The sequence below is a fragment of the Lutibacter flavus genome (genome assembly GCF_900188355.1).
Classification (GTDB): Bacteria; Bacteroidota; Bacteroidia; order Flavobacteriales; family Flavobacteriaceae; genus Lutibacter; species Lutibacter flavus.
Map to the genome: position 1 here is coordinate 342594 of NZ_FZNX01000001.1, position 25648 is coordinate 368241.

Consider the following 25648-nt stretch of genomic DNA (forward strand, 5'->3'; position numbering starts at 1 on the left):
TTGTTAATATTCCTATTCAATTATTAATTGATATTTTAAAAGTAAACCAGCCAAACCTTCTTTAGAAAATTTGGCTTTTTTAAGATTGTTTATTTCCGGATTGATAGAGTAGTTGAAGGAGGTTTTAAAATTAGCTTTTTCTAAATTGGTGTTATCGAAAATGGCTCTGCTAAAATCGCAATTATTGAATGTTGATAATGATAGATCAGCTTCAGAAAACTCAACTTCTTGAAGATTACAATCTGTAAATTTTGATTTTTTTAATTTTAATTTAAAAAATGAAGCAAGGTTTAACTGACAATCGTTAAATGTAATTGTTAGCAAAAAATTATTGCATTTACTAAAATTAACGCCAAGCATTTTACAATTTGAAAAATTTACTTCATTTAAAGTGGTGTTTTCAAGGTTTATTAAACTTAAATTACAATCTTTAAACTCACATTCTATAAAATTAATATTGGAAAGATCTAAATTGTAAAAATCACAATTTATAAAAGTGCAGTTATCATATTCTCCTTTTGGAAATCCTTTTTTAACAAAATCAACATTTTTAAAATTTTCACTGTCTATAAAATTATTGATCATTTGTGGGTTATTTGGAATTGAATATTGATACGATTATATCAACAAATTTAAATATTCCTTTTGACTTAAAAAGTAAGATTTGGTTCAAAAATTTTTGAATTTTTAATTTATATTATTTTGTAGGATTCTTACTTATTTTTTAAAACTAAAAACTCATTATCCATTACATTTCCAGTTAAAATTAAATTTTTGAAAGGTGCAGCAACTGTAGATGCAGACATTGAACTTCCATCCTCTAAATAAATTTGCTCAATGGAGTAATCATTTTTGTCACGATAATTTATTTTAATTATTTCAGAAGGTGATATCTCTTTTTTACCTTTTGCATAGGATGCAAAACTTAATAAATTTGGATGCGCACCAACCCATAGATTTCCTTCACTATCAAATTCAATATTATCAACTCCGGTTCCGCAAAAAATATCTTCAATAAAAGTTAAATCTCCATTTTGCTCTTTTTTATAAACTTTAATTAAAAATTTTCGAGGAGAAGCAACAAATAGTAGGTTTCTTTTCGCATCAAAATTAATTCCGTTCGCATAAGCAATTCCTCTGGCAGCTTCACGGTAATTTTCTCCGTCAAAGTAAATTACATTAGATAATGAGAGTCCGGCGTAATCTTCAATTAATTGTCCTAAACCCTTTGTATATTTATGGTCATTTGTAAAGTAAAATTGTGTATCATTAATTAAAACAACATCATTTGGACTTATAATTAGAGGGTCTACTAAAGATTTTTCAAAAATTAATTTTTTACCTTTCAAATTAAAAACCTCTAAAGAATGCCCTTTTGGTGTATGGTTTACCGCCATAATTTTGTAGGTACTATCTATTTTAAACATAGAAATTCCGTGAGGGGCAAATTCATTTTTAAAATTAGAAGTGAGGTTAGTTATGTTAAAATTTCCGCTTTCCAATTCCATAAAATATAAATCTCCTTTATCTATAGTATTAGAATTAAAAAATCCTCTTTTTGTTGATGAAATTAAAGCGAAATTATCTGGGGTACTTATGGTAATATCTTCAGCTCCTGGAAGCACTATTTTTTTTACAATTTCTCCATCAAATTTCTTTTCTATAGTTCTAAAATAACCAGTTGAGAAAAATATGTTGGCAACAAATACAATAATAAATACAATAATTAGTAGGCCAATTTTTTTAATTAGTTTCATAAATCAATTTTGGTATTTTAGTTCACTTTGTTACCTGTCTGAAAGCAAGTTTGTTAAAAATACACAAAACATTTCAAATAGGTGAGAAGTTGTTTATTGTTGCTAAGTAAAATGCTTATTTTGCTTTTATTAATTTAACTAACATCCCAATTTGACCTAAATGATATATATCGTGATGTAGTATTCCTTCAATTAAAAAACTATAATTGTAATAGTTTTTATAATCGGTATCAAAATATAATTCATTTAAAAAACTATCGTCTTTTTGTTCCAGAAGCTGAATTATTTCAGTTAAACTATCGTCATAATCTGATTTTATTTTGTTCCAACCAATTATTTTAAGTTGTTCAATTGTTAACCAATTCTCTTCACTTTCATCTGTTAACAAGCCTTTTTTAGTTTTTATTTTTAAAATGGCTTCTTGCCTCCAAAATGTTAAATGTGAGATTAATTCTGCAACACTATGCAATGTTGGTATTGGTCTTGTAAATATTTCATTTTCATTTAACAAATCAAGCTTTTTTTTGAAATTTACATTTAACCAAACTTGTTCATTTTGAATATCCTTCAATTGCTTTACAATATTGTTAATGAGTGTCTTCATTTTTTTTTAATTCAAAATTAATTTTAATAAAATATGGGTGAAGTAGCATCATGTATTTTAAATTTATAAGCATCTCTAAATTTGAGATATCTAAAAATAAGAATATTTTTTAAATTAATTTTAATTTACTACTTTTCTATGAATTTTAATTTATTTGATGAAAAAATACTTAATCATTTTAACAGTTATTTTTCTTAATTTTAATTTAAATGCTCAGGTTATTGATGGATTTATTTATGTTACAAATGAAATTCCAACAATTAAAGTAGAATTACGTTATTTTTCAAAGAATAATTTTGTTGGAGAAAAAATTGATGGATATCATTCAAATACACCAATTTTAACAAAAGAGGCTGCAAAAGCTTTAAAAAAAGTACAGAAAATTTTAGCAGAGAAGAATTTATCTATTAAAATTTATGATGCTTACCGACCGCAACAAGCAGTAAATCATTTTTGGAAATGGGCAAAAAATGTAAATGATACTTTAATGAAACATGAATTCTACCCAAATGTAGCCAAGAAAGATTTATTTAAGGAAGAATACATTGCAACGCGATCTAGGCATAGCAGTGGAAGTACAGTTGATATAACGTTAATAGATTTAACTACTAATAAGGATTTAGATATGGGAACTCCGTATGATTTTTTTGGGCCAGAATCTTGGGTGGATTTTAATGGTGTTTCAAAAGAGCAAAAGGAAAATAGGGATTTATTACAAAGTGTTATGTTAGCGAACGGATTTAGAAATTATCCTAAAGAATGGTGGCATTTTACACTTAAAAATGAGCCATTCAAAAATATTTATTTTGATTTTGAGGTGAAATAAAAGCATAAAAAAAGCCCATCAATTATGATGGGCTTTTGTAAAAAATTAAGAAGTATATATTAAATTACTTTTACATTTACTGCGTTTAATCCTTTTTTACCTTCCTGTAAATCAAATTCAACTTCATCGCCTTCACGAATTTCGTCAATTAATCCAGAAATGTGAACAAAATGTTCTTTGTTTGAACCTTCTTCAGATATAAATCCAAAACCTTTAGTCTCGTTGAAGAATTTTACTGTTCCTTTACTCATTTTAAAAAATTTTATATTAATTACTTTTTTGAATTGCAAAGATGGTGCCAAAAAATGACATGACCTAAATAATAGTGTTTTTTAATTATTAGCTTTATTAGTTATTTTTTTTCATTGCTTCAGTCCTTAATTCATTGGGTAATTTCTCAATAGCATACCTTAATGCGGTACGCGGCATTGTAGCTTTTTTACTAATAACAAAGTTGAAAATTTCTTTCTGGTTCACTTTACTCGCCTCTTTTAACATCCAGCCATATCCTTTTTGCACCATATCATCTTTATCTAGAAGTAGTAAATCAGCAATTTTTAATATTTCATTTATAAAATGTCCACGACGAGCAGGAACTATTAAAGAGACTGCTGCGGCTCTTTTTTTCCATCTGTTTTCTGATTGAGTCCATTTTATTAAATCATTTAAATAATTGGGGTACATAACTATAAATGTACCAATTGTATGGTTGCATAGCGTATCGCAAGTAGCCCAATTTGTAATGTATGTATCTACCCATTTTTCAAATATTAAAAAATCGGTTGGTTCATATTTTTTGCGAATAAAATAAGACCAGTCATATGCAATTAGAGCTTCTTCGGTATATCCAGATTGCAAAAGTTCTTCGCATAATTTAAAAATTTCAAGTTTAGGTTTATCCTTAATTAATTTAAAATTTTCTTTTGCAATTTTATGCACTATTGCAGCTTTTACTCCATAAACTTTAATTTCTTCTTTAAAAAACCGTTGACTACTTTCTTTAACTTTTTCGTCACTTCTATTTTTGAGTTCTGTTTGTATATTTTTTATGATTTTAGACATAACCATAGGTTTTGAATTTATTTTTGGAATACAAACGAAATTAGTCTAGGAAGTTCATTTTTATTTAATTCATCATCAAACCATTCATTTAGTTCAATAAGTTTAAAACCATTATTTAATGCAACGGAGGTAAATTCTGAGATGTTATGCGTGTAAACCTCTAATTCTTCAGTGCCATTTTCAGTTTCATATCTTGCTTTACTTCCATAATATTGTTTATATGGGTGTAATTCACAAATAAAGAAAATTCCATTTGGTTTTAACTTTTTATATGTTTGTTTAAAAATGAAATCCAACTCTTTAATGTGTTCAAGAATTAGACTGCTTGTTATTAAATCTACAAACTCATTTTCAATTTTCCAAGATTTGGTTAGGTCAGATTTTTCAAAAATCACTTTTGGGTTTTTGATTTTTTCTTTAGCTATATTGAGCATTTCTTCAGAAAAATCTATACCAATTATAAGTTGAGCTTTTTCTAATAGCCAAATTGTATTTTTCCCAGTTCCACAACCTAATTCTAAAACACTATCAAAATTGTATTTTGAAAGGGTTTTAATTGTTGCAAGTTTATCTAAATCTCTAGTTCTGTTCTTGTTAGTGTCATATTGATTTGCCCAGGAATTGTATGATTTTTCAATACTCATATTTTTTAAAATTTACTCTGTATATAATTGAACACTAAATATACTTTTAAAACTGGTTAGAAATACAGAATTAAAAAAAAACTCTTTAATATGACTGAAATCATTGTGAGTAAATTCAATTTTTTTTAAAGTAAAATATTGAGATATTTTTTATTGGGTTTTAATTATTGTTTCTGTTCTTGCTTATGTAGGTTACATACTTGTATAAAGAAAGGAGTTTACTTTTAACTTGACGAAACCTAGCATTTGTTAATTAGTTATCTATAAATTGTCAGTCCAGTTTTAAGGAAGTTATCGCTTAATTAGTTATTGTTTTGATTATATATTTAAGAAAAATCTAATAATATCGGCAGTTGATACAATACCAACTAATTTTTCATCTTCAACAATGGGCACGGCATGATATTTTCCTTCCGCTAATATTTTAGCAACATCTTCAATTGTGGCGGTTGAGGTTAAAAAAAACGGATTTCTAGTCATAATATCCTCAACTTTTAATTTTTTATAAACAATAGCATCATCATTTATTCCTGCTCCAGCAATATTATACATAAAATCTATAAGGCTTATCATTCCTGTTAATTTTCCTTTTTTAGTTACTGGTATATGATGATGGAAGTTTTTTTTCTCATAAATATGTTTAACATCCAAAAGGATTTGTTCAGGTGAAACACAAACAACATTCTTAGTCATAATTGATGTTATTAATCCTGTTTTTGTTCTCATTATTTTGGTTTTAACGTTATTAATACATCTTAAATTTAGCATGGTATATTAAAGGTTAAAATGAGGAATATCATTTTAAGGATAATTTTTTAGTAATAATTTTAATAGAAGCGTCAAAATTACCCGTCATGAAAACAAAATCAATAATAGAATTACTTACACTTAGTTCTAGTCTATACATTTTAGCAAGAGATACCGAACTTTTGGAAAGAATTAAAGAATTATCTGAAAAAGGAAAAACTGAAGTTAACAAGATAATTTCAGAATCAAAATTAGATGAAAATGGTAATGAATTAGAATTTGCAGATAAAATACTTCTTAAAACTCATGAACTTAGAGAAGAGTTAAATGAAAAGATTGAGGAATTGGTAACTAAGCTCTATAAAAAAATTAACATAGCACATGTTGAAGAAGTAAAAGCGTTGAATGAAAAGTTAGAAAAAGCGGATATGGCAATTGCATTATTGGAAGCTCGATTAAATAAATTAGAAAAAAAATGAAATGGGGGTTTTAACGGGTATAAGACGTAATTTTAAATCTATATCAAGGTATAATCAAATATTAAAAGTCTTATTGAAGTATGGTTTTGAAGACTTAGTTTATTACCTAGATGAGAAAAAGCGGTATGTTTTTCTTCAGAAGTTTATTCCTAAGGCTTCTAGAAGGCAGGCTCTTTTATATACAAAATGGGCCAAAATGAGATTGGTATGTGAAGAACTTGGACCAACTTTTGTTAAGTTTGGTCAAATTTTAAGCAATCGTCCGGATTTAGTACCGTTAGAATTAACATTTGAGTTAGAAAAACTTCAAGATAATGTACCTGCAATGTCTCAATTGGGAGCAAAAGAAGTTGTAGAGATTGAATTAAAAGATACAGTTGATAATTTATTTGCTTGGTTTGATCCAGAGCCCTTTGCCTCAGCATCTATGGCTCAGGTACATAAAGCAACTTTAAAATCAGGTAAAAGAGTCGCTTTAAAAATACAGCGCTCAGGTATATATGATATTATTGTTGAAGATATAAAAGTAATGTATAAAGTTGCTGAAGTTTTGGAAAAAAGAATTCCATCTATAAAAAGTTTTGATCCAGTAGGGCTGGTTAAAAATTTTGAATATTCTATTTTAAAAGAACTCGATTTTATAAATGAATCTATTAACGTTGAACGATTTTATAATAATTTAGAAAACGATGAAGCACAAGATCACTTCTCATTGGCACCTAAAGTATATCGTGAATTTACTACCTCAAAAGTATTAGCCTTAGAATTTATTTCAGGTATTAAAATTGATAAAATAAAAGAATTAGAAGAAAAAGGTTTTAACACAAAAATTATTGCCCATAGATTAGCTGTAAGCTACTACAAGCAAATTTTTGAATATGGTTTATTTCATGCGGATCCACATCCTGGGAATTTGCTAGTACTTCCAAATGGAAAAATTGGTTACTTGGATTTTGGAATGATGGGAAGTATGTTACCAAGAGATATAGCCATTTTTGGTAAATTGTTTATAGCAATTACAAAAAAAGATGTTAAAGCAATTATTGATGCCCTTCAAAAACTATCAAATAATGTACATATTCCAAATATGAGGAATTTGGAATTTGATGTTAATGAATTTGTTGAAAAATACTACATTAGAACAATTCATGAAAATGAGATGAGTACCATTCTTCTTGAGCTAAAAGATATTATAATTAATCATGGCTTAAAAGTACCTACCTATTTTTTCCTTTTTTTAAGATCTTTAATAACCTTGGAAGGAGTTATTGATAAATTAGACCCAAACTTTGACCAGTTTGAAATAGTTAAACCTTATCTAATTAAAAGTACGCGAAGAAGATTTAATCCAATAAAAATAGGAAAGAAAGTTGCAAATTCAATAGTTGAGATTACCGATTATATGGAAGATTTTCCTACAGATTTAAAAAATGCTATCAGAAAAATAAATTCTGGGAAAATAAAAGTAGATTTAACGCATAAAGGTATTGATCCTATGATACATACCTTGCAGCGCATTACTAAACAATTGATTACTGCTTCTATTATGGTTGCATTAATTATAAGTGCTGCATTGTTTATTATTTATGATGTTCATCCGTTGTGGAAGAATATTTCTGTAATTGGTATAATCAGTTTTATTTTATCAATACTTTTAGGAATTAGAATGGTTATAAATATAAGAAAAGGTGATTACGACTATTAATCACAAAAAAAGCACAATATATTATTGCGCTTTTTTTAAGTGGATACCTTTCTTATGAATTTGAAAATGCATTTTTGAAATGGCTAAAAGCTTCTGCTATTTCGTTTTGAAAGTGTTCAAGTTTTGTTTCTTCTTTTTTCTTAGAATATTTAGCTGTTATTTTGTCAATAAATGAATTAAATTCTTCTTTACCTTTTTTAAATGAACTTATTGCTGCTTTTTTATCCTTTTTGTATTCTCCTTCTAATATTTCAAGCTGAATTTTAAATTGTTCAATTTCAATTAGTGTTATTGCATACATACGTTTTAAAGTTTCATTGCTTTTTATTTTAACTTCAATTTCATGCAGCGTTAAAAGCAATTGTTTTTTTTGCTTTTTAAAAGCCTGAATAGTTTCAGCTTTTCCTAAATCTAATTGTACAAGTAGTTCTTCAAACTTAGCCTTAAGATCATCAATATTTTCTTTAACTTTTTTAATTTTATATTCACTATCGTGAATATATAAGTTAAATTCCTTTTTAACTTCCTCATATGTATCTTTAGCTTCTGCTTTACCTAAAGCGGCTTTAACTTGAAATTTTTCTAAACTAATAGCTGTTTTTCTGAGTGCAATTATAATTTTATCAATAAATTGATTTTCGTTTTTATCTTTCATAATTATTTGTTTTAGAATTTAATTAAATTTCAACAGAATTCTTTATAAACACAATGAGGAATATCATTTTTCATTACAATTTTTAAATGTTAGATTTAATAGATTTATTCTAAATCAGCACTTTTAAAGGGAGTGTAGTTTTATAGTTAGCTTCTTCTGGGGTGGCATATTTAAAGAATCTTATAATTATTTTATACTTATGTAGTTTATTTATTAAAATGATATGTTTTATATATATCATAATTAATATTTTGTAAACCACGAAAACATTAAATAAATACCCTGTTATTACTGTATTTCCCATTGTAATTGTGTACCCTAAAATGTTAACAGAATAATTACTTTTTAATACTTGAACACTAAACATTCTTTTAAAACTGAGTAAAATCATAGAATTTAAGAGAGAAAAACGCCTTAGTTTGACTGTTGTCATTGTGTTTAAGATCAACTTTTTTTTCCTTTAAATAAAATTTAAAGATGCTTTTAATTGGTTTTTTAGCACTGTTTTTATTGCTGGTAGTTTATCTATTATTAGTGCCAATTATATTGGTTATAAACACAAACTCAAATGAGTATTACTTGCAAATCAAGGGATTAGCAAAGGCAAGTGTTGAAAGTGATGTTAAGAAAGTAATAAAAATTAAATTGAAATTATTCTTTTTTAACTATTACTTCTATCCACTAATGTATAAAGCTAGTGGTGAGAAAAAAAAGTTAGAAAACAACAAAAAGAAAAAAAGAAAAAGGAATATAGAATTTAAGACAATGCTGAGATTATTGAAATCTTTTAAAGTTCAAAAATTATTAGTTGACATAGATACGGGAGATTGCATTTTAAATGCCAAGTTGTATCCTATTTTTGGGTTCTTAAATTATCACGTTGGAAATTTTAAAGTAAATTTTGAAGGGAGAAATCAATTGGTTTTTCAGATACAGAACAGACCATTGAATATTATAAAATCATTTATAAACATATAAAAATTAAAAATTATGGAATTACATTTTGAAGAATTATTGGGGCAAATTACAGACTTTATGAAAACAGAAGCAAATACTGATACTGTAGTTGGTAAACAATTTGATTTAGGAGAATTTAAATGTGTACCAGTTATTAAAGTAGGTATGGGATTTGGTTCTGGCGGAGGTGAAGGTCGTGAAAAAAAAGAAACAAGTAGAGAAGGAATGGGAGCAGGTGCTGGAGTTGGTATTGAACCAATTGGTTTTTTAGTAACAAAAGGCGATCATATCTCTTTCTTAGAAGCAGGTAAAACACATGGCTTAGCTGCATTATTTGAAAAAGTTCCTGACTTAGTTGAGAAAATTGTTAAGGAAAGAAGCAAAGAAAAAGCAACAGTTTAATCTACAATTAATGAAAATTAATTAAAGCTTTGAATGCTTTGTAAAATTTTGAACTGAGCAAGTTTATATTCTTAGAAGAATGAACGTGCTCAGTTTTTGTTGTTTTATTTTGTGCCTATCCAAGTTAATTTATGCCAAATGGCCTCTAAAGGTCCGTGTTTGTGATTTTTCATCCACCAATGGCAGAAATAGCCCATAAGTAAGCTTAAAACTATACCAATAAGTAAACCATAAGTTGGGCTCGTATATTTATACAATCCCAAACCAAAACCATAATAAATACTGGAACCTACAACAGATTGGATGATATAATTTGACAGACTCATTTTTCCTAATGGGGAAAATAAATTTAATACTTTATGAAAAAACTTTTTTTGAAATAACAATGTAAATCCAGAAATTAACACCAACATAAATGCAATATTGGTCCAGGAGGTTTCAATAGTTAATAGAGGACGCAACACATTTTCACTTTGAATCCAATTTGCTAAACTGTTTTTAATTAGATAAAATGGAATAAAAATAATTGCCGCAATTATTAACGTTTTTGCCCAAAACTGTTTGCTTTTTTCGGAAGTTACAAACAGCGATTTTCTTCCTGCTAACATCCCAAATAGAAACAAGGATAAAATTTGAAAAATACGCCCGTTTTCCCAATTCCAAAGAAGTACACCAATTTTTCCATTGGTTAAATTCCCTATAAAAGTATTTAGAATATTGTTTTCTGGAATGTATTCTCCCATTTTTCCAAAATATGTCCAAGATTCAGGATCTGCAATTTGCAATACTGGGTTTTGTAAGGCAGTAAAAAAATGAAACCATTCATAAGGTTGCAGCATTAAAAATAAAGCAATCCAAAAGACAGTTTTAGTACTCAATTTTGCCATTGGTATTAAAAAGAAGCCAATTATGGCATAAATTGTAAGAATATCACCTTGAAAAAAAGCAGAATTTATAAGCCCAAAACCAAATAATAACAGTAATCTCCAGGCAAAACGTGGTCTAAAATCGTTTCCTCTTTTTTCCTGATTGTTAAATTGAATAAAAAAGGTAAGCCCAAATAAAAATGCAAAAATGGCATATGATTTACCTCCAAATATAAAAAATAAGCTATCCCAAATTATGGTATCAATAGAAGCCATCCATCCAGGAATGTTTTCGGGTGTAAAATAAAAGTCGAAATGCTCAACATTATGTAACAACATTATTGATACAATTGCAAAGCCACGAAGAGCATCAATAACGTGGAGGCGGGATGAAGTGGAGGCCATTATCTAATAAATATTTATATTTTATTTTCTCAAATTTCATTAATTATTAGAAAAATCCATTTGACAAATGTCAAATAATGATTATTCAATTTTAATTTTTAATTTTTCAGAAATTGAATTAGAAGCATTTCCAACATACACATAATAGGTTCCTTTTTCTAAATTCCAATCTGAAACCGTTTCATCATAAAAAGATAAATCCTTAGCGTTAATTACAACTTCAACTTCGTTTGTTTCACCTTTAATTAGCTTCACTTTTTGAAAACCTTTTAGCTCTTTTAAAGCTCTTTTAACCTTAGATTTATGTTTACCTATATAAACTTGAATTACTTCAGCACCATCTGAATTTCCGGTATTAGTTACTTTACAAGATATTTTTATTTGATTATCTGCTGTATATGTTTTTTTATCGGTTTTAATATCTGAAATTTCAAAAGATGTGTATGATAAACCATATCCAAAAGAAAATAATGACTCAATTTTTTTAGTATCGTGCCAACGGTATCCAACTAAAATATCTTCTTTATAATATTGATTTATACTATCTCCGGGATATGATAATTCACCGAATGAATGCGCTGCATTGTCTTTTAATTTTACGGGAAAAGAAAAAGGTAATTTTCCAGATGGATTTGCATCTCCACTTATAATATCTGCAATTGCATTGCCGGCTTCACTTCCTAAATACCAAGTTTGCATAACTCCTTGTACTTTTGATAACCAGGGCATTGCAACCGCATTACCACTTACCAAAACTACTCCGGTATTTTTATTTATAGCTAAAATTTCATCAATTAGACCATCTTGTCCAAATGGTAACTCAAATTGTGTACGATCTCCACCTTCACAATCTTGAAGATAGCTTTTATTCAATCCTCCAATAAATAATACAATATCTGATTTTGCAGCTGCTTCCAGTGCTTCTTGTTTTAATTTGTTTTGATCAAGATTAGATGGTATCACTCTTCCGTAAGCTGATGGCCCCGAAGAATATCCCATTGCGTGAATAATGGTTGCATTTTTAAATCTGGATTGCAAACCTTGCAATGGAGAAACTTCTAATTTGGCTTTTAATTCTGATGAACCGCCACCAATTGTCATTGGTCTGGTTGCATTTTCACCAATTACAGCAATCGTTAATTTTTTAGATGGATTAATTGGGAAAAATTGATTTTCATTTTTTAACAGCACAATACCTTCGGTTGCAATATTTCGGGCAACTTCAAGATGCTCTACATTATTCATGCGTCCAAAATTACGAGTAGGATTCATATTAGTTCTAAACATCAGTTTTAGAATTCTACGTACTTTGTCATTAACGACTTCTTCGTCAATTTCTTTGTCTTTTAACAACTTTAAAAAAGGATTTGCTAAATAATAATAATCATAAGCTGATTCAGTAGAAGAGGTTAGTCCATCTGTACCAGTTCCCATTTCCATATCTAATCCAAAAAGAGCAGCTTCGTTTGTATTATGAGTTGAACCCCAATCGGAAATAACAACTCCGTCAAAAGCCCAGTCTTCTTTTAAAATTTTGTTTGTAAGTAATTGATGGTGAGTTGTATGTTGTCCTCTAAATTGATTGTAAGCTCCCATTATTGACCAAGCTTCACCTTCTTCAACAGCAGCTTTAAAAGCAGGAAGATAAATTTCGTATAAAGCTCTATCACTCACTTCAACATTTATATGCCCTCTCCATAATTCCTGATTGTTTAACACATAATGTTTTACACAAGCCGCAACACCATTTTGTTGCACTCCTTTTATGTAAGGAACCACCATTTTTGAAGCTAAAAATGGATCTTCACCCATATATTCGAAGTTTCGGCCGTTTAAAGGAGTGCGGTAAATATTTACTCCCGGACCTAATAAAATATCTTTTTTTCTATAACGTGCTTCTTCACCAACATTTACACCATAATCATTTGAAAGTTTAGGATTAAAGGTTGCTGCAAGACAGGTAAGCGCAGGAAACGCAGTAATATAATCGTTTGTCCAATCGGCATATCCCCAATTGTCCCAGTTAATTTCTCCACGAACTCCGTGCGGACCATCTGACATCCAAATTTCTGGAATTCCTAAACGTGCAACTCCCGGAGTACTGAATTTAGACTGAGCGTGGCACATTGCTACTTTTTCTTCCAAGGTTAATAGTGAAATTATACTATCTATTTTCGTATCTATATTTTGTGGTAATGGATTTGAAAAGTCATAATTTGATGTAGGAAATTCACTTATTTTTTGTGCCTGAATGTTCGTGTTAAAAAGAAAAATCATCAAAAAACTTAAACATAATTTTATTGATAATTTAAATAGATACTGAGTTCTCATTATTGATATTTTATTAAATTAATTATAGCTGATTTCAAAAGCTTAAAATTACTATGAAATCATTGATTAAATTAATAAAAATGAAACAAATTTCAATACAATAGTATCAGAAGGATTTTATATTAAAAATTGTCATTCTGAGTGGTAACCAAGAATCTTTAGGTAATAATAGTATGAAATATAGATTCTTCAATCCGTTTCACTCCTTTCAGAATGACAAAATAGTGTGTGTCATTCTGAGTGGTAACCAAGAATCTTTGGGTAATATTAGTATGAAATATAGATTCTTTAATCCGTTACACTGCTTTCAGAATGACAAGAAATTCGTTTTATTACAAATCACTTTCATAAAGATTGAGTCTGTTTTTTATAGTATTTAGTTCTTTTTGCATAGTTTCCATTTTTTTTAACAGATTAAAAACCACATCAATACCTTCAATGTTTACATTTAGTTCATTGTGAATTCTTATCATTCTTTCAAGATCACTTATAATGTCTTGAGGTATGTATTTTGTTTGTTCAATCACTTGTATTTCAATGAGACCCATAGTATCTAAAGCATCAAAAAATGAGACCTCAACTTGATAATGAGTACAAAGTGTATCTATTAAAATTAGTTCTTGTGTAGCCATTTTATCTTAATTTTTGTAATTCTTCAAATAATTTTTTCTCTTTATCGGTTAGGTTTATTGGAGTTTTAATGTTGTATGTAATAATTAAATCGCCAAACTGATTTTCCTTTTTATAAACCGGAAATCCTTTTCCTTTCAACTTAATTTTGGTTCCGTTTTGAGTTTCAGATGGAACTTTTAATTTTACCTTTCCTTTAAAAGTATCAACATTAATTTCACCACCCAATATTGCGGTGTATAAATCTAAATTGACAGTAGTATATAAATTATTGCCTTCTCTTCTAAATTTTGTAGTATTTTTTATAGAGAATTTAATGAATAAATCGCCATTTGGACCTCCATTTACGCCAGGACCACCTTTTCCTCTAATTTTAATAACCTGACCGTTTTGTATTCCTGCGGGAATGGTAAGCCTTATATTTTTGTTGTTAACGGTTAAAACTTGCTTTTGGGTTTCATAAACGTCTTGCAAATTTAAATGAAGTTCGGCATTAAAATCTTGTCCTTTAAATTTTACACCACCACTTCTTTGTCTGCCGGAAGATCTTGCTCCACCGAACATAGATTCAAAAAAGTCTGAAAAATCACCTTCTGAAAAACCTCCACCCGTAAAACCTCTTTGCTGAGATTGCCTGCTACCTTGTTGTTGTTTTGCTTTTTCAAATTGTTCTGCATGTTTCCAATTCTTGCCATATTCATCGTACTTTTTACGATTTTCAGGATTGCTTAAAACCTCATTCGCTTCGTTAATTTCTTTGAATTTTTTTTCAGCGGATTTATCGTCAGGATTTAAATCGGGATGGTATTTACGTGCTAATTTTCGATACGCTTTTTTAATTTCAGCTTCTGTTGCTTTTTTTGTGATACCTAATATTTTATAATAGTCTATAAATTCCATTTGAAGTATATTTAAAAAATAGGACTTACATTATAAACTGACCAATACTTTTTGAAAGAATTATTGGATGATTTGGGGAGAATTTTCATCCAGAAAGAACTCAAATTATCAAAAATTTATTGGTTCAATTCTACCTTAAATTTACGGATAAAATTTAAAAAGGACTAACTAAAAGTATCTTTTAATTTCAGTAAATTGGATATTTTAATATTTTTTTTAAAAAAATAAGTTTCTGTTTCTCCATAAAAAATAGATTGCCCAGAAAGAAAAAAGGGCAAAAGGTAAAAATATAATTGTTCCAGATGAAATTGAATTTGAAGCAAAATCTCTAATAATTATTACTGTAAAAGAATACCAGTATAAAACATTTGCTAAATGTGCAGCCAACCAACCAATTTCCTGCTTTTTCCAAAGAGCTATTGATCCAATAAGTGAGCGGAACAGGCCATAGTAAATCTGCAATTCCGAACCCGTAAGTTGTTGAAAAATTTATTTGTTTGGAACTGTTTTTTAGTGAGGTAATGGCTGGGAGTTTAATAAAGGCTAAATCCCCAAAAAAAACTGTATAAAGAAGTGCTGCGAGCCCATTAATTATAGCAATTAATTTAATACCTGATAGTTGTTTTGGTTTGGACCTATTTTTCATTGTTTTATTTATTAAAATATAACAATTTTAAAAATAGATGAGCAATAGATTTGCATAACAACAATTTTTTATAATTGGTACCGCAATAACTGTAAGTAATACCAATACTAACTCTATTACATTTACTTTAAATCTGTTTGCAATATAAAACGCTAAAATGGCATCTATAATTAATCCGGAAATTCCAAAAAGGATTAACGCAAATACTAGAACCAATTCAAGGCTTTTTTCAAAAAATAATACACTCCAATTTGTAATTAAATAAATTAAACAACCTAAAAGAAATAGTGTAGCACTAGTATTTAATATAGAAATTTTTGGTGTCATTTCTTTAAGATTATTTAATATTTAAATGCAATAAAATTATAAATTTTTTGATAATTTTAAATATGAAAATGTTGTTTAAAATAATTAAGAAATAAACCTTTATGCTCGTAGAGCATTTGAGCTTACTTTTATAGTTTTTTGGGCTGCAAATTTTTCTTCATTAAATTCCAGAGATTTCCCTTTTGGAATGCTCAAATTTTTCCATTTATCTGCTTTTATAATTCGACCAATATAAACTATTTGACCAATGTGAAATGCATAGTGCGCTAACTGTCTGTTTATGGCTTCAACAACAGTATGTCTTTCATTTCTGATATAAACTTTGGTGTTAAAATTATCTTTATTAATAGAGTCTAAGGCTGTAAACAAACATTCCCAGCCATCATTCCATTTTTTTATAAATTCGCTTTTAGATTTTATTACATATTCAAATTCCTGATCTCTTTTTCGCCAATTTTTTTCACCATCGGTAGTTAAAAAATCTGTCCATCTGGATTTCATATTTCCCCATAAATGATTCACAATTATGTCAATGGAATTACTGTCAAGGTTATATTGCCAAAATAATTCCATTTCGTCAAGTTGACTGAAGGTTTTTTCACCAAGCATTTTGTAATATTCGAATTGCTTTTTTGCACTTTCAAGATAATTAGCTTCCATAATAGTTCATTTTTTACGTTCAACTTAATACAACCTAATATAACCCATTTATCCCATAGAGATATTCTTGTTAAAAAGGAAAATTTGCAATTTTTTTAGTTTGTACATTCAAATATATTAAACATAAAATACTGATAGTATGACTTTTATCAGGGAGGTGGAAATAATTGCTAAAACACTTAAGAGTATGTTTTTTAAATAGTTATTTTAATTGAAAGTGAAATTATTGAGGCACTTTTCTTTATTTATAAGTTTATAAGGTTTTCCATAAAACTTATTATTGCCTAATTTCAATTATAAAAAATGCAAATTGCAAACCGTCATAAATGGCGTGCGAAACAATTAAAGGCAGTATTCTACGGTATTTGTAAAAGTAGAAACTTATTACTACGCTTTTTAAACCTATAGAAATTATGCCTGCAGTACCTTGATATAAATGTACAGCACCAATTAAAGCTGATGCTATAAAGATTGCCATTATATGCCAGTCTTTATCTTTATTTATATTCCATAAGGTTTTAAGTAAAAAAGCTCTTGATAATTCTTCAAACAAGGCAATACCAATCCATAAAACCGGACCAAACCAAATAACCATTAGCATAGGGCTATTTGCCAGATCTCCCATAACATTTATAAGTTCTGTATTTGGCGGATTGTTATTAGGAATCCATTGATACAGCGTTGCACGTTCTATAAAGAACATTATAAAATAAATAATGGCTAAACCAATACCAACTAAAATATCCCAGTACCAAGTTCCTTTGCCACTATTAAACGTTGTTTTAAACGTATCTTTTATAAGGTATTTGTTTAATAAAAGAATTAATATAATTGTTCCACCTCCAAAAAGAAGTGGATAAACTGTCATATCTGTAGTTGAAAAACTCTGTGTTTGCGTAAGCCTGTACCATATCATGATTATATTGATCGGTAAAATTGCAATACAAATCGCAAGAATATTTTTAGCTATTTTATTCATTTGTTAAATTATATAATTCTAATTTATTACGAGTTTCTCCTTTACAAATAATCTGTCTTTATTAATTCGATAACCTAATTATATCCCAATTAAGATCACATTTATTCCATTATAAATACACTCGAAAAAAAGGAAAATTTGCAATTTTTTTAGTCTGTATACTCAAATATAAACAACATAAGATGCTGATAGTATGATTTTTATCAGGGGTAAAAAATAAGAGCTAAAAAAGCGCACTTTTAATAGGTTTTACTCAAATAAAAAAGCCTAAACTGTAATTTAATGCAGTTTAGGCTTTGTAAATTTTAGGCTTAAGTTATTAAGCCGCTTTCTTCGACTTTCTGTAAAGGAAAGAATTGTATAATTTTCTTTTGGCAAAATTAGATCGCTGACCGCTATTCACAAATTTGGTAAAAAGATTTTTGTTCACTCCAAAATATTCGTAAGTAGTTCCACAAACAAATGTAATTTCTAAGAGCATACTTTTATGTTTAAAGTCTTCAATTTTTGATTCAGAAGTTATTTTTGAGTATTCTTCTAAATTGGCTTCTTTAGTTTCTGGAGCGATACTCACTAAAAAATGATAGCCATCAATAATTTTTGTACTAATAATTCCAGCTTCATTCTTTTTTTCTTCGTCCTGAAATTTATCTGGATGCCATTCTTTTACCAATCCTCTGTATGTATTTTTAAGTTCTTTCAGATTAATGGCTCCTTCTACCTTAAATATTTTTTTGTATTCATTGATACGCTTCATATGTAATGTTTCAAATTTTTTGCAAATGTATTCATATTATTTTAATAAAGCCTATCATTTTTTTAAATGGAAGAATAGAAGATATTTCCCTGTAAAACAGGATTGTTGTCCTATGTAATGAATAATAATTTTAAAAGGAATGGCTAATGATTTATCAGTTTGAATGGGAAAACTGGTTTAAGGATGTAGTAAAAAAAGAAATTGGTATTAATTATAAAGAAATTTGGCTACCTTTTAAATGGTTTTTTATTTTAATGCCAATAAGAAATAACCATTTTTTAAATATTGCGAAGTGATTGTTATTTTTAATAGCTGCTTAATTCCAGCATTGTTCTTGCTTCCATATCAATAATATCTAGGTCAGTAAATGTTGGATTGTTTTCTTTAAATTTTTTTAAGATACTATAACCTATTGCATATCCGCTTCCAAATGGAATCTCTTTGTTACCATACATAACTTTTAAAATTATTTCAGACCCTCTTTTATCTAAATCGGGTTCAATTAAATTCCACACAAAATGCTCTTTTTCTTCTGAAATATAGGTTGTAGAGTGAACTTCAATAGCATTGTTAATACTTTTAGCAAAGGCATCAGCTTTACCTTCAAAAATCAAATATTCCAATAAAGAAAAGTTAGCATCAATCCAGTTTCTATACATCCAGGCACTATGATGATATTCATAAGCAATTGTAAATGATAAATATTCTTTCCAGTTATCAGCTGTTTGATCAATAGCAATTATAATTTTACCACTTCCAAGTGCTACACCATAGCCAGGTAATTTATACTTGTTAAGCCTTTTTTTTAAAGCTGGACTAATTGGTAATAAAATAATTTTTGTATCTGGACCCTTTATTAAATCTGTTATGGAGTTTAATTCCTTTTCAATAATTTCAATCGCAACTTTTGTATTGAATTTTTTTAGTTGCTCTTTTAGAAAATCGGAAGGTTCATATGGTATTTTTATAGAATTAATCATAAATGCAGCTTCAGCATTCTCTAATATTTCATTTTCAATTGGATTAAAAAGTAACTTTTTAGATGCTCTGTTGTAATCGCTGAATTGTTGTTGCTCAATTAAATAATTTTCAAATAAGTTTTTTGTAGTTAATATTTCAAATTTCTGGCCTTTTATATCAAAATTAGTTCTTTCAAAATCTGGAACAACGGTCTGTTGACATCCATTAAACAGAAATAATGCAAACAATAAAAAACCAATTCTAATCATAGTTATTAGTTTTTAGTGGTTATTAAAAATGAAGTTTTTAAACCTTGCGCCGAATTTGGACCAATAAAAACATTAAAATCACCAGGTTCTACTTTATTTTCTAATTTGTGATTCACAAATTTCAAATCTTCTGGAGAAATAGTAAAAGTTACTTCCTGTTGTGCTCCTTTTTTAAGGTGTACAGCTTTAAAACCTTTTAATTCTTTTATAGGCCTTGTTATACTTCCTACAATATCCTGAACATACAATTGAACAATTTCGTTTCCATCTCGATCTCCCGTATTCGTTAATAAAACTTTCACTTGCAACGCTTCATTTAAACCAATGGTATCCTTAGAAATTTGAATATTTTCATAACTAAAAGTTGTGTAACCCAAACCATATCCAAACGGAAAATGAGGTGTAAAACCAGCATCTAAATAATGAGAAGCGTTTCCTAAAGAACTTTGCCAGGCACCAATTGGAATGGAATCTAAATGAACAAAGGTTGAATTATTGGCTGGTCTTCCAGTATTTTTATGATTATAAAACAGCGGATATTGTCCGGCAGTTTTTGGCCAGGTAATAGGAAGTCTTCCTTTTGGTTCGGTATCTCCAAAAATAATATCGTGCAAAGCAGGTCCGCCCATAGTTCCAGGATGCCAAGCCATTAAAACAGCATCAACATCATCTATAATATTAGTAATTGTAATTGGTCTCCCAGCCATAATTACCAAAATAATTGGCTTTCCTGTTTTGGCAAGTTCTTTTATCAATTGTTCTTGTGCACCCGGTAAATCAATTGTTGCTCTACTATGCGCTTCACCAGAAAGAATGGCTTCTTCTCCACCAATAAAAACAATTACATCTGATGCTTTTGCTTTGCTTACTGCCTCTGTAAAACCTTTGGTAGATTTATCTCTACTATATGCTGTCCCTAAAGCGTAATTAACATTTATATTATTTTTTATAAATGTTTTTAAAGGTGTTTTTGTTTGTGTTTTGTCTCCATCAAAAGTCCAGGTTCCTAATTGCTCGTGAGGAGCATCTGCTAACGGACCAATTAATGCTATTTTAGTTGTTTTATTAAGTGGTAATATTTGATTGTTTTTTAATAACACGGTACTTTTTATAGCAGCTATTTTTGCTTCTTCTAAATGAGAATCACTATAAAAATCGACATTATTATCTGTTGAAATATATGGGTTTTTAAATAAATTCAATCTGAATTTTATTCTTAAAATATCTTTCACATACATATCTAATTGAGCTTCGGATACCTTTCCTTCTTCAATCAATTCTTTTAAATGATTTTCGTAAGATTGGCTGGTCATTTCCATATCCATCCCGCTATTTGCAGCAAGTTCTGCAGCGTGTTTTTCATCCTTTGCATAACCGTGTGTAATCATTTCTGTAACTGAATTCCAGTCACTTACTACAAAGCCATCAAATTTTAATTCGTCTCTTAAAACTTGTTTCAATAAAAACTCATTACCGGATGCCGGAATCCCGTTTAATTCATTAAAAGAAGTCATTAAAGTTGCCGCACCAGCATTTATTGCTGTTTCAAAAGGAGGTAGGTAAACGTTTCTTAATAAGGATTCAGGAATTTCTGCAGTATTGTAATCTCTTCCGCCAATTGCTGCGCCATAACCAATAAAATGCTTTATGCAAGCAGCCATACTTGTTGGGTCACTTAAACTATCACCCTGAAAACCTTCTACATAGGCTTTTCCTAAAACAGATGCTAGGTAAGGATCTTCACCAGGAGATTCTGCAATTCGTCCCCATCTTCCATCTCTGGCAATATCCAGCATAGGAGCAAAGGTCCATCGGATGCCTACAGAAGAAGCTTCTATAGCGGCAATTCTTGAAGAAGATTTTGTAACTTCAGCATCCCAGGAAGCTGCCATTCCCAATGGAATTGGAAAAATAGTTTTAAATCCGTGAATTATATCTCTTGCAAAAATTAAAGGAATTCCATTTGGACTTTCTTCAACCGCAATTTTTTGTAATTCCGTTACATAATCGGTGTTCATTACATTTAAAAAGGCACCTATTTTGCCTTCTCTTACAGCATCTTTTAATGCTTGTGGAAGCTCACCTTTAACTCTGCTTGAAGTACCTCTTAAACTGGTTTGTCCAATTTTTTCTTCAAGGGTCATTTTTGCAACAAGCTCATTAATGGATGCTTCGTACTGTCTGGTTGAGGGAGTAGTGTCTGTTTGTTTTTGCTGACAACTGGTTAGGAAGATTATAGTAAAAATTAATATAAGTTTTTTCATAAGTGGTTAACTCAGAGTCTTTTTAGTTGGTTATTATTTAGTTAATTTATAAATTAAGTTTTTATTTTTTTAAAATTACATCAATAATTTTGTTTTTTATTTATACTATCATCACATAATTTCTAATTCTCGGAATTACACAACTAACGGCATCGTGAGCTAAAGGGAATTTTAGTGCCAATTGAGGCATTGTTAAGTTACTATCCTTTAGTTCCTCTTTAATTTTATCTACACGGGCAACTGCTCGTTCTATTCGATCTCCTGAAAAATAATTACTTCTAAAATCGACTTCAGTAAATTTGCTATTAGCATTGTATTTTCCGGTAAGCACACCTTCATCAAATGCTACCACAATATGGAATTAATTTATTAATGGTATAATTATATCTAGAATTGCAATCATGTATTTCGCCTTCAAACCTAATTTTTTTTGAAACGCCCAAGCTAAATATTCCTTTGCCTTTTGCCATTCTTTCAAGTTTTTTTAAGGCCTTTTTTGAGAGCTTTTTATAAATGGGTTCTAAAATAATACACTGTTCTTTTTTTGCTTGTTTTTGATCCCAAGTATCAGCAATTGAACCTTTCAATATTTCTTTAGAAAAATAGAGTTCTTTTAGTTTAGGAAATGAAAATTCAAATACTTCTTTAGATCCTTCATCGGTAAATTTTATAACCTCCTTGTTTCTAATAATAAAAATACGAATAAAATCTTTTTCAATGATGGAAAATCGTGTTGCTATTGTTGAGGCTGCATGAATCCAATTTACTTCGTGCCCTTTTAAACTAATTTCTTGTTGAGTAAAAAGATAAAAATCACGAATTTGATCTATGGTTTTGTATTTTTTGAATTCGTTATTAATTAAATTAAATACGTTAGCATTTTTCCAAATTATTGTTTGTTTTTTTCTATCTTTTTTTAGCCAACACCCATCCTTAAGAACAGTATTTCCAGTTTCATTTTGATAGGCTTTTAAATTTTTCCATTCCTGTGAAAAACAAGATGTTATGCTTAATAAAATTAGTATAATTATACTTTTATTTAGGATAGTTTTTAAGTTGAAATTAGATGTGTTAAAAACTATGTTATTCAGATTTAAATATTTTTTCAAAAGCATTGTAAACAGCTAAATGTAGTGTGTCTCCGTGATCTAGTCTTTCTAAAAATTCAAAGTACAAATTTGTATTTTCAGTATTTAGGGTATTTAATTTTTCATACAACTCATTAGCTACCCTTTGCATAACTTCTCCCTCTTTACCAACAGCTATATAAATGGATTTATTCGACATATAATCGATTGGTTTGAAATTAAGCAGAGATTCATCATCCCACCACAGGCTAGGGCTTACAATTATATAATTATTAAATAAATCAGGCTTTTTGAATAAAATTTCAGTTGCTAAAAGCCCTCCAAGAGACTGACCAATAATTGTTTTTGTAGTCTTTGTATGGTAGTTTGTTTCAATAAATGGTTGTAATTCTTTTTCTAAAAAATTAATAAATGTTTCAGAGCTTCCGGTAGTTGGGAAATCTATTTTATCTCTTTCATTATTGGTTGGAAACGTAAAATTTTTCCTTCTATCAATGTTAGAAATTCCAACAACTATAGACTCTGGAAGTATATTTATCCAAGGATAAGAACCAAATTGAACCAAACCTGAGATATGAATAAAATCTTCATCTGCTGAACCATCCAACAAATAAATAACCGGGTATTTTTTTATGGAATCTTTAGAATAGCCAAAAGGTAAATAAATATTTAAAACCCGTTGTTCGTTTAGTATTTTCGAATGTATTTCAACAGTTTCTCCAATTGAAAATGGTTTGCTATTATTTGTTTTACTTTCTGCTGGAATTTGGGCAATTATAGTAGTCCCAAAAATTAAAAAGATGATTACTAATTTGATGTCTTTCATAAGATAAAAAAGCAATTTTTAACTAGATTTAATATTGGTGAAAAGCATCAGAAACAAATTCTAAAACAACAGGAAGTGAAGCTCTCCAATAAGTCCAGCTATGAATCCCATCTCTAACTCTATATTCATGTGGTATTTCTTTCTTTTTCATTGCGATATGTACCAAACTATTCCCTTCATATAAAAAATCATCGTCACCACAATCTATAAACCATCTAACACTTTTATATTTATCCGCAGAATTATTATTTATTAAAGAAACAGCATTGTGGTTATTAAAATATTCTTGAATAACAGTTTCGCTCAAAGAAGGATCATTTTTCAAGAAGCGTTCTTTAAAATTATCAATTGAAAGTTCTCCAACGTAAGCACTTAAAGGACAAGCAGAAGAAAACATTTCCGGATGGTGAAGCGCATACATAAAACTTCCGCCGCCGCCCATAGAAAGACCTGCAATAGCTCTAAAACGCTTTTCACTTTTAATACGATAGGTTTTCTCAACATATGGAATTAATTCTTCAAAAAAGAAATCTTCGTATCTCCAATCGCCTTTAATGTTATTAAAATAACCACGTTGTCCAGTATTTGCATCTGGCATCACAATAATCATTGGAGTAGCAGTTCCATCTTTAATAGCATTGTCTGTAATACGAAGCACTTCACCAAATTGTACCCAACCAGTATGATCATCACCAGCTCCGTGTAAAAGATATAAGACAGGGTAACTTCTTTGAGAAGTTTCGTAATCAGGTGGTAAATAAACAGCAAATTTCCTTTCAGATTTTAAAATAGTACTTTTTACGGTTAAATTATCAAACACTTTACCATTTTGGGCAAAAGATACTGATGAAATTATTAGCATTAAATTTAATAAGATGGTTAGTTTTTTCATGTGTTTATATAATTTGTTTTTAAACGGTCACCTGCTGTTCGCTATTTGTCATTTTATTAAGTGATAAACTTTTTAGCAAGCTCGTTTCATAATGATAAAATTGTAATTAAAATTTGCAGCATTAAAAGTACTCTTTTTAAGTAATTTTATTATGAAATAAAAAAACAAAATTATGTTGTTTCTATTGGGTTGTTTTTTGTTGAAGCCCATTCTGTCCAGGAACCATCATAAACAGCTTTTTCATTTTTTATAACTTCTTCAGCCGCCAAATGTAAAATGCAAGCCGTTATTCCCGATCCGCAACTAAAAATTAGAGGATTATTGTCAAGTTCAATTTCACTAAATAATTGTACTAATTTTTCTTTTGATTTTAGCTTTCCGTTATTTAATACTTTGGTATAAGGTAAATTAATAGTATTTGGAATATGGCCACTTTTTAATGTTGGCCTAGGATCGGGTGCTGTTCCATTAAATCTACCCTCGGAACGAGCATCAATTACTATAGCTGATTTTGTTTTTAGATTGGTTTTAATGTCTTCCATATTTTTTACCAATATTGGTTTAAAAGTAGCTTCAAAATCTCCAACAGGGTACTTTTTATTTTGAATTTTTTCTGTTTCAAATCCATTTTTCACCCATTCTGGAAGTCCGCCATTTAAAACAGCAATGTTTTTATGCCCCATTATTTTAAACATCCACCAAACTCTTGGACTTGTGTAAATTCCTAAATTATCATAAACTACTATTTTACTGGATTTGTTTATTCCTAATTTTCTTACTTCAGTTTCAAAACCTTCTGGATTTGGAAGCATATTTGGCATTTCTGTATCTTTTTTGCTAAAATTATTTTTTAAATCAAAAAAACGTGCATTTGGTATTTGCCAACCATCAAATTCAGTTTTTATTCCTTGTTTATTTTCAGTTTGACTAGCATCAAGAATTATTAAATTTGGGTCATTTAAATTTTTATAAAGCCATTTGACAGATACAATTGTTTTTTTCAAAATATT

General features: G+C 28.9%; 30 protein-coding genes. 6 read left to right on the plus strand and 24 right to left on the minus strand.

Features of this window, described 5'->3' with window-relative positions; genetic code table 11:
- Positions 1–12 precede the first annotated feature (12 nt).
- The 3 genes from CHB63_RS01470 to CHB63_RS01480 form a co-directional block, all read right to left on the minus strand.
- Positions 13–585, minus strand: coding sequence for a pentapeptide repeat-containing protein (locus CHB63_RS01470; RefSeq protein ID WP_089376661.1), 573 nt, complete (start codon positions 583–585; stop codon positions 13–15).
- Positions 586–713: 128 nt separating this feature from the next.
- On the minus strand, positions 714–1757 hold the full coding sequence (locus CHB63_RS01475; RefSeq protein WP_089376662.1) for an SMP-30/gluconolactonase/LRE family protein: 1044 nt from the start codon (positions 1755–1757) through the stop codon (positions 714–716).
- 115 nt (positions 1758–1872) lie between these two features.
- Positions 1873–2361 (minus strand): DinB family protein, encoded by a 489-nt coding sequence (locus CHB63_RS01480; protein WP_089376663.1) that lies wholly within the window; start codon positions 2359–2361, stop codon positions 1873–1875.
- A 157-nt stretch (positions 2362–2518) separates the two neighbouring features.
- Here CHB63_RS01480 and CHB63_RS01485 point away from each other — a divergent pair, with 157 nt between their 5' ends.
- Positions 2519–3187 (plus strand): M15 family metallopeptidase, encoded by a 669-nt coding sequence (locus tag CHB63_RS01485; protein WP_089376664.1) that lies wholly within the window; start codon positions 2519–2521, stop codon positions 3185–3187.
- Positions 3188–3246: 59 nt separating this feature from the next.
- On the opposite strand, the gene CHB63_RS01490 is transcribed toward CHB63_RS01485, so the two are convergent.
- The 4 genes from CHB63_RS01490 to CHB63_RS01505 all read right to left on the minus strand — a co-directional run bounded on the left by CHB63_RS01490 (position 3247) and on the right by CHB63_RS01505 (position 5619).
- Positions 3247–3438 (minus strand): cold-shock protein, encoded by a 192-nt coding sequence (locus CHB63_RS01490; protein ID WP_089376665.1) that lies wholly within the window; start codon positions 3436–3438, stop codon positions 3247–3249.
- A gap of 97 nt (positions 3439–3535) precedes the next feature.
- Positions 3536–4249 (minus strand): DNA alkylation repair protein, encoded by a 714-nt coding sequence (locus tag CHB63_RS01495; protein WP_089377546.1) that lies wholly within the window; start codon positions 4247–4249, stop codon positions 3536–3538.
- Positions 4250–4266: 17 nt separating this feature from the next.
- Complete coding sequence (locus CHB63_RS01500; RefSeq protein ID WP_089376666.1) at positions 4267–4893, minus strand: class I SAM-dependent DNA methyltransferase; 627 nt, start codon at positions 4891–4893, stop codon at positions 4267–4269.
- A gap of 318 nt (positions 4894–5211) precedes the next feature.
- Positions 5212–5619, minus strand: a complete 408-nt coding sequence (locus tag CHB63_RS01505; RefSeq protein ID WP_176420199.1) for a CBS domain-containing protein — start codon at positions 5617–5619, stop codon at positions 5212–5214.
- 128 nt (positions 5620–5747) lie between these two features.
- Here CHB63_RS01505 and CHB63_RS01510 point away from each other — a divergent pair, with 128 nt between their 5' ends.
- Entirely contained in the window at positions 5748–6119 is a 372-nt protein-coding gene (locus CHB63_RS01510) for a hypothetical protein (RefSeq protein WP_089376668.1), read from the plus strand.
- A 1-nt stretch (position 6120) separates the two neighbouring features.
- Positions 6121–7824: an ABC1 kinase family protein gene (locus CHB63_RS01515; RefSeq protein WP_089376669.1), complete on the plus strand. Its 1704-nt coding sequence runs from the start codon at positions 6121–6123 to the stop codon at positions 7822–7824.
- A 52-nt stretch (positions 7825–7876) separates the two neighbouring features.
- On the opposite strand, the gene CHB63_RS01520 is transcribed toward CHB63_RS01515, so the two are convergent.
- Positions 7877–8479, minus strand: a complete 603-nt coding sequence (locus CHB63_RS01520) for a hypothetical protein (protein WP_089376670.1) — start codon at positions 8477–8479, stop codon at positions 7877–7879.
- 477 nt (positions 8480–8956) lie between these two features.
- Between CHB63_RS01520 and CHB63_RS01530 the strand changes: the two genes are divergently transcribed.
- Positions 8957–9457, plus strand: coding sequence for a hypothetical protein (locus CHB63_RS01530; protein ID WP_089376672.1), 501 nt, complete (start codon positions 8957–8959; stop codon positions 9455–9457).
- A gap of 12 nt (positions 9458–9469) precedes the next feature.
- Positions 9470–9838 carry a GerW family sporulation protein gene (locus CHB63_RS01535; RefSeq protein WP_089376673.1) on the plus strand — a complete coding sequence of 123 codons (369 nt, stop codon included), beginning with the start codon at positions 9470–9472 and terminating at the stop codon, positions 9836–9838.
- Between the two features lie 104 nt (positions 9839–9942).
- Here the strand turns inward: CHB63_RS01535 and CHB63_RS01540 are convergent, their stop codons facing one another.
- The 9 genes from CHB63_RS01540 to CHB63_RS01580 form a co-directional block, all read right to left on the minus strand.
- Positions 9943–11109: a DUF418 domain-containing protein gene (locus tag CHB63_RS01540; RefSeq protein WP_089376674.1), complete on the minus strand. Its 1167-nt coding sequence runs from the start codon at positions 11107–11109 to the stop codon at positions 9943–9945.
- Positions 11110–11190: 81 nt separating this feature from the next.
- The gene (locus CHB63_RS01545) at positions 11191–13386 is read right to left on the minus strand and encodes a beta-glucosidase (protein ID WP_089376675.1); all 2196 of its coding nucleotides are present in this window, start codon (positions 13384–13386) and stop codon (positions 11191–11193) included.
- 386 nt (positions 13387–13772) lie between these two features.
- Positions 13773–14072 (minus strand): chaperone modulator CbpM, encoded by a 300-nt coding sequence (locus tag CHB63_RS01550; protein WP_089376676.1) that lies wholly within the window; start codon positions 14070–14072, stop codon positions 13773–13775.
- 1 nt (position 14073) lies between these two features.
- Positions 14074–14970, minus strand: coding sequence for a DnaJ C-terminal domain-containing protein (locus CHB63_RS01555; RefSeq protein WP_089376677.1), 897 nt, complete (start codon positions 14968–14970; stop codon positions 14074–14076).
- A gap of 328 nt (positions 14971–15298) precedes the next feature.
- Positions 15299–15616 (minus strand): hypothetical protein, encoded by a 318-nt coding sequence (locus CHB63_RS17035; RefSeq protein WP_141107237.1) that lies wholly within the window; start codon positions 15614–15616, stop codon positions 15299–15301.
- A gap of 27 nt (positions 15617–15643) precedes the next feature.
- The gene (locus CHB63_RS01565) at positions 15644–15943 is read right to left on the minus strand and encodes a hypothetical protein (RefSeq protein ID WP_089376679.1); all 300 of its coding nucleotides are present in this window, start codon (positions 15941–15943) and stop codon (positions 15644–15646) included.
- Positions 15944–16042: 99 nt separating this feature from the next.
- Complete coding sequence (locus tag CHB63_RS01570; protein ID WP_089376680.1) at positions 16043–16603, minus strand: DUF1572 family protein; 561 nt, start codon at positions 16601–16603, stop codon at positions 16043–16045.
- Positions 16604–16880: 277 nt separating this feature from the next.
- Complete coding sequence (locus tag CHB63_RS01575; RefSeq protein WP_089376681.1) at positions 16881–17582, minus strand: CPBP family intramembrane glutamic endopeptidase; 702 nt, start codon at positions 17580–17582, stop codon at positions 16881–16883.
- Between the two features lie 319 nt (positions 17583–17901).
- Entirely contained in the window at positions 17902–18339 is a 438-nt protein-coding gene (locus CHB63_RS01580; protein ID WP_089376682.1) for a KTSC domain-containing protein, read from the minus strand.
- A gap of 146 nt (positions 18340–18485) precedes the next feature.
- Between CHB63_RS01580 and CHB63_RS17080 the strand changes: the two genes are divergently transcribed.
- Complete coding sequence (locus CHB63_RS17080; protein WP_176420201.1) at positions 18486–18635, plus strand: hypothetical protein; 150 nt, start codon at positions 18486–18488, stop codon at positions 18633–18635.
- Positions 18636–18644: 9 nt separating this feature from the next.
- Here the strand turns inward: CHB63_RS17080 and CHB63_RS01585 are convergent, their stop codons facing one another.
- The 7 genes from CHB63_RS01585 to CHB63_RS01615 form a co-directional block, all read right to left on the minus strand.
- Positions 18645–19568, minus strand: coding sequence for a DUF2268 domain-containing putative Zn-dependent protease (locus CHB63_RS01585; protein ID WP_089376683.1), 924 nt, complete (start codon positions 19566–19568; stop codon positions 18645–18647).
- A 5-nt stretch (positions 19569–19573) separates the two neighbouring features.
- Positions 19574–21832: a beta-glucosidase BglX gene (gene bglX / locus CHB63_RS01590; protein WP_089376684.1), complete on the minus strand. Its 2259-nt coding sequence runs from the start codon at positions 21830–21832 to the stop codon at positions 19574–19576.
- Between the two features lie 100 nt (positions 21833–21932).
- The gene (locus CHB63_RS01595; protein ID WP_089376685.1) at positions 21933–22184 is read right to left on the minus strand and encodes an aldo-keto reductase family protein; all 252 of its coding nucleotides are present in this window, start codon (positions 22182–22184) and stop codon (positions 21933–21935) included.
- A complete protein-coding gene (locus CHB63_RS01600) occupies positions 22171–22941 on the minus strand; it encodes a hypothetical protein (RefSeq protein ID WP_141107239.1) in 771 nt (256 codons plus the stop codon). The genes CHB63_RS01595 and CHB63_RS01600 overlap by 14 nt, the downstream gene beginning before the upstream one ends.
- Positions 22916–23746, minus strand: coding sequence for an alpha/beta hydrolase (locus tag CHB63_RS01605; protein WP_089376687.1), 831 nt, complete (start codon positions 23744–23746; stop codon positions 22916–22918). Before CHB63_RS01605 ends, CHB63_RS01600 begins: the two co-directional genes overlap by 26 nt.
- 28 nt (positions 23747–23774) lie before the next feature.
- Positions 23775–24638: an alpha/beta hydrolase gene (locus CHB63_RS01610; protein WP_089376688.1), complete on the minus strand. Its 864-nt coding sequence runs from the start codon at positions 24636–24638 to the stop codon at positions 23775–23777.
- Between the two features lie 170 nt (positions 24639–24808).
- Positions 24809–25642 carry a sulfurtransferase gene (locus CHB63_RS01615; protein ID WP_089376689.1) on the minus strand — a complete coding sequence of 278 codons (834 nt, stop codon included), beginning with the start codon at positions 25640–25642 and terminating at the stop codon, positions 24809–24811.
- Positions 25643–25648: the final 6 nt, after the last annotated feature.

Excerpts from the sequence above, each read along its gene's own strand:
- CHB63_RS01470 (WP_089376661.1), bottom strand. The coding sequence starts at position 585 with ATGATCAATAATTTTATAGACAGTGAAAATTTTAAAAATGTTGATTTT.
- CHB63_RS01475 (WP_089376662.1), bottom strand. The coding sequence starts at position 1,757 with ATGAAACTAATTAAAAAAATTGGCCTACTAATTATTGTATTTATTATT.
- CHB63_RS01480 (WP_089376663.1), bottom strand. The coding sequence starts at position 2,361 with ATGAAGACACTCATTAACAATATTGTAAAGCAATTGAAGGATATTCAA.
- CHB63_RS01485 (WP_089376664.1), top strand. The coding sequence starts at position 2,519 with ATGAAAAAATACTTAATCATTTTAACAGTTATTTTTCTTAATTTTAAT.
- CHB63_RS01490 (WP_089376665.1), bottom strand. The coding sequence starts at position 3,438 with ATGAGTAAAGGAACAGTAAAATTCTTCAACGAGACTAAAGGTTTTGGA.
- CHB63_RS01495 (WP_089377546.1), bottom strand. The coding sequence starts at position 4,249 with ATGTCTAAAATCATAAAAAATATACAAACAGAACTCAAAAATAGAAGT.
- CHB63_RS01500 (WP_089376666.1), bottom strand. The coding sequence starts at position 4,893 with ATGAGTATTGAAAAATCATACAATTCCTGGGCAAATCAATATGACACT.
- CHB63_RS01505 (WP_176420199.1), bottom strand. The coding sequence starts at position 5,619 with ATGAGAACAAAAACAGGATTAATAACATCAATTATGACTAAGAATGTT.
- CHB63_RS01510 (WP_089376668.1), top strand. The coding sequence starts at position 5,748 with ATGAAAACAAAATCAATAATAGAATTACTTACACTTAGTTCTAGTCTA.
- CHB63_RS01515 (WP_089376669.1), top strand. The coding sequence starts at position 6,121 with ATGGGGGTTTTAACGGGTATAAGACGTAATTTTAAATCTATATCAAGG.
- CHB63_RS01520 (WP_089376670.1), bottom strand. The coding sequence starts at position 8,479 with ATGAAAGATAAAAACGAAAATCAATTTATTGATAAAATTATAATTGCA.
- CHB63_RS01530 (WP_089376672.1), top strand. The coding sequence starts at position 8,957 with ATGCTTTTAATTGGTTTTTTAGCACTGTTTTTATTGCTGGTAGTTTAT.
- CHB63_RS01535 (WP_089376673.1), top strand. The coding sequence starts at position 9,470 with ATGGAATTACATTTTGAAGAATTATTGGGGCAAATTACAGACTTTATG.
- CHB63_RS01540 (WP_089376674.1), bottom strand. The coding sequence starts at position 11,109 with ATGGCCTCCACTTCATCCCGCCTCCACGTTATTGATGCTCTTCGTGGC.
- CHB63_RS01545 (WP_089376675.1), bottom strand. The coding sequence starts at position 13,386 with ATGATTTTTCTTTTTAACACGAACATTCAGGCACAAAAAATAAGTGAA.
- CHB63_RS01550 (WP_089376676.1), bottom strand. The coding sequence starts at position 14,072 with ATGGCTACACAAGAACTAATTTTAATAGATACACTTTGTACTCATTAT.
- CHB63_RS01555 (WP_089376677.1), bottom strand. The coding sequence starts at position 14,970 with ATGGAATTTATAGACTATTATAAAATATTAGGTATCACAAAAAAAGCA.
- CHB63_RS17035 (WP_141107237.1), bottom strand. The coding sequence starts at position 15,616 with ATGAAAAATAGGTCCAAACCAAAACAACTATCAGGTATTAAATTAATT.
- CHB63_RS01565 (WP_089376679.1), bottom strand. The coding sequence starts at position 15,943 with ATGACACCAAAAATTTCTATATTAAATACTAGTGCTACACTATTTCTT.
- CHB63_RS01570 (WP_089376680.1), bottom strand. The coding sequence starts at position 16,603 with ATGGAAGCTAATTATCTTGAAAGTGCAAAAAAGCAATTCGAATATTAC.
- CHB63_RS01575 (WP_089376681.1), bottom strand. The coding sequence starts at position 17,582 with ATGAATAAAATAGCTAAAAATATTCTTGCGATTTGTATTGCAATTTTA.
- CHB63_RS01580 (WP_089376682.1), bottom strand. The coding sequence starts at position 18,339 with ATGAAGCGTATCAATGAATACAAAAAAATATTTAAGGTAGAAGGAGCC.
- CHB63_RS17080 (WP_176420201.1), top strand. The coding sequence starts at position 18,486 with ATGATTTATCAGTTTGAATGGGAAAACTGGTTTAAGGATGTAGTAAAA.
- CHB63_RS01585 (WP_089376683.1), bottom strand. The coding sequence starts at position 19,568 with ATGATTAGAATTGGTTTTTTATTGTTTGCATTATTTCTGTTTAATGGA.
- bglX (WP_089376684.1), bottom strand. The coding sequence starts at position 21,832 with ATGAAAAAACTTATATTAATTTTTACTATAATCTTCCTAACCAGTTGT.
- CHB63_RS01605 (WP_089376687.1), bottom strand. The coding sequence starts at position 23,746 with ATGAAAGACATCAAATTAGTAATCATCTTTTTAATTTTTGGGACTACT.
- CHB63_RS01610 (WP_089376688.1), bottom strand. The coding sequence starts at position 24,638 with ATGAAAAAACTAACCATCTTATTAAATTTAATGCTAATAATTTCATCA.